The organism is Armatimonas sp., assembly GCF_031410135.1.
In the GTDB taxonomy this organism is placed as follows: Bacteria; Armatimonadota; Armatimonadia; order Armatimonadales; family Armatimonadaceae; genus Armatimonas.
Genome location: NZ_JANNYP010000473.1, coordinates 1 through 2653 on the forward strand (window position 1 = coordinate 1; position 2653 = coordinate 2653).

The following is a 2653-nucleotide window of genomic DNA, read 5'->3' on the forward strand; positions in this document are numbered from 1 at the left end:
CTGAACCCGTTATATTCCTCCCTCCATTTTTCTATAGCAATTAGGCTTGGGATTGCAGGTAACCTGCGAAGTAGTGGTTGATGAGACAGCCACCTTTTACATCAATGGGGAACACTGCAATGCCAAGCCTAATTGCTATAAGTGAACTCGAACATCAGTCATGTTCTCGAACCAATGAGTCACCAGGAACTCGTCGCGCAACTTTCCATTAAACGACTCGCAAAAGGCATTGTCGGTGGGCTTTCCAGGTCGGGAGAAGCAAAGCTTTACGCCACAGCGGTATGCCCAGGCGTCCAATGCCTTCCCTGCGAACTCTGGCCCGTTGTCTAGGCGGATCGTTTTGGGTAGCCCATGAGCAGCAACTGCTCGATCCAGAATCTCACAAACGCGTTCTCCTGTCATGCGAAAATCAGCCTCCAAAGCCGGGCTAACACAGCTAACGTTATCCACTAACGAAAGCACCCGGAATGCCCGCCCATCAGCGAGCTGATCCGACACGAAATCAATGCTCCAGCGGTCGTTTGAAGCGGTTGCCTCGGGGCAGACAGCACGATGCTGAGCTGCCCGTTTCTTCTTTCGAGTCTTGAGCCTCAGTTCCAAACCTTCCTGCTTGTAGAGCCTCACCCAGAGGGTACCAGCTCGTTTATGATTGACTTTCCAGCCCTCTCGTTGAAGCAGAATCTGTATGCGACGGTAGCCGTAACGCACTCGGGCAGCGGCTATGTCTCGGATTCGAATCCGCAGGACGGACTGGTCTTTAGCTTGGCTTCGATACCGGATCATGGAGCGTCCCACTCCAAGGACTCGGCAGGCTCACCTCTCACTGATTTTGAAGCCGACTCGCAGGTAACGAACGCGGTCTTTCTTTTGAGCCGGCTTTAGAGCTTTTTTGCGATGACCTCCTGGAGCATGGCTTTGTCGAGCGTGAGGTCCGCCACAAGTTGTTTTAACTTCCTGTTCTCTTCCTCCAGGAGCTTGAGTCGCCGCAGCTCGGCAATTCCGGCTCCTGCGTACTTCCGCTTCCATCGGTAGAACGTCATTTCGGTCACGCCGGTCTGGCGACAGACATCGGCAACGCTGACACCACTCTCAGCTTTCTTGAGGGCAGCAACAATCTGTTCCTCAGTGAAGGTTTTCTTAGGCATTTCTTGATCCTTTCAGTTTGGGCATCTGGCAGAAAATCGAGATTTTTTTCCACTTCTGTCAAACATATGTTTGAATTCTTCCTGCTGGACCGAGAAATTGGGTTTGGGTCAACACGCGCAACCAACAGCGGTGATTTTGGATGGACGTACCAACCAGTTTACACCCGAAAGTGGAGGGGAAGGACGAGCAGGCTACGATGGTGGCAAGCGCAAGAAAGGTAGCAAAACCCACATCGCGGTTGATACTCTGGGCTACCTGCTCACACCCCAGCCGATGAGCAGGAGCGTGCTCAGGTGGAAGCCCTCTGCACTCAGGTTCGGGAGGTGACGGGGCAAAATGTGGAGTTGGCTTATGTGGATCAGGGCTATATGGGCAAGGATGCTGCTTCTGTGGCATCGAGTCATGGGATCCGTCTTGAGGTGGTTAAGTTGCCTGAGGCTAAGAAAGTCTTTGTGCTTCTTCCTCGTCGCTGGGTAGTGGAGCGCAGTTTTGCCTGGGTCTCTCGCTTCCGCCGTTTGGCTCGCGACTATGAACGCCTGCCCGAGACGGTGGGCGGTTTGACCTTTCTTGTCTTCGGAATCCTGATGTTGGTGAAGGCAAACCACCTGAATCTATTACCGCAAATCAATAGCCTGAGTTCATAACAGCCTCTAGCAAAAAGAGACACTAGGGGTGCCGCACCCCGTACCCTCATCAAATACTTTCTTGATGGCACAGGTTCTCAAAGTGAGCGGCGAACGCAAAACGGCTCACTGTACCACTTTTTTGTCCTGCCACCCTTGACATCATAGAGTGTATACAGGTAAACTGGCTAACATAGATAACTTGCTGAATGGTTCAGTAAAATCATGTTTGAGTCCTCGGAATCTGGGGTAGAATCAGTTAGTAGTGTATTCTGAAATTTAGGGTTGTTGAGGGATCATAAGTAAAAGATTACCGGGTGAGTATGTTCTTAGAGAATAACAAATTTTTAGGATCTGTAATCTTAACAAGTGGGCTAGGCGACCGAATGAATTGAAGTATGGTGGAACAGGCGGCCATGTGGTCGTCCTGTACTGTAAAGGAAAACAAAGGTATGACATTTCAAAAATTAGGTAGCTTTATTGGGGTGAGCGCATTGCTTCTCACTATAACAAGTGGAGCACAAGCGCAGTTCACATGGACGGACTGGACGGCCTCAACAGCAACAACTGCAACAGGCACAATGGGTTCAGTAGGTGTTGGCTTTACGGGTAACCTCTTTACCCCAGCCGTACAAACATCCGGAGGAACTAATTTATGGACGGGGACCGCCTACAGCGCTACCGGCGCTCCACCCACATCCGATGTGATTGCTATAGGTTCTGCAGCATCGGGTTTCACCCAGACGATTAATTTCGGCTCACCGGTAGTTAACCCAATCCTTGCGGTCCTGAGTCTCGGTTCCTCATCGGCGCCAACTACCTGGACGTTTTCCAGCGCTCCTGCTATTCTGAGCCAAGGGGCTAGCTTTTTTGGTGGAACGAAC

The 2653-nt window shown here is 51.1% G+C and carries 1 protein-coding gene and 3 pseudogenes; 2 read left to right on the forward strand and 2 right to left on the reverse strand.

The window, feature by feature from the left end; translation table 11 throughout:
- Nucleotides 1-135 precede the first annotated feature (135 nt).
- A pseudogene (locus RMO15_RS17590) lies at nucleotides 136-801 on the reverse strand (IS3 family transposase); the annotation flags it as partial.
- 77 nt (nucleotides 802-878) lie between these two features.
- On the reverse strand, nucleotides 879-1145 hold the full coding sequence (locus RMO15_RS17595) for a transposase (protein ID WP_309714802.1): 267 nt from the start codon (nucleotides 1143-1145) through the stop codon (nucleotides 879-881).
- 106 nt (nucleotides 1146-1251) lie between these two features.
- On the opposite strand from RMO15_RS17595, the pseudogene RMO15_RS17600 reads away from it, so the two are divergent.
- Nucleotides 1252-1790, forward strand: a pseudogene (locus tag RMO15_RS17600) (transposase); the annotation flags it as partial.
- A 431-nt stretch (nucleotides 1791-2221) separates the two neighbouring features.
- A pseudogene (locus tag RMO15_RS17605) lies at nucleotides 2222-2653 on the forward strand (hypothetical protein); the annotation flags it as partial.

Excerpts from the sequence above, each read along its gene's own strand:
- RMO15_RS17595 (WP_309714802.1), bottom strand. The coding sequence starts at position 1,145 with ATGCCTAAGAAAACCTTCACTGAGGAACAGATTGTTGCTGCCCTCAAG.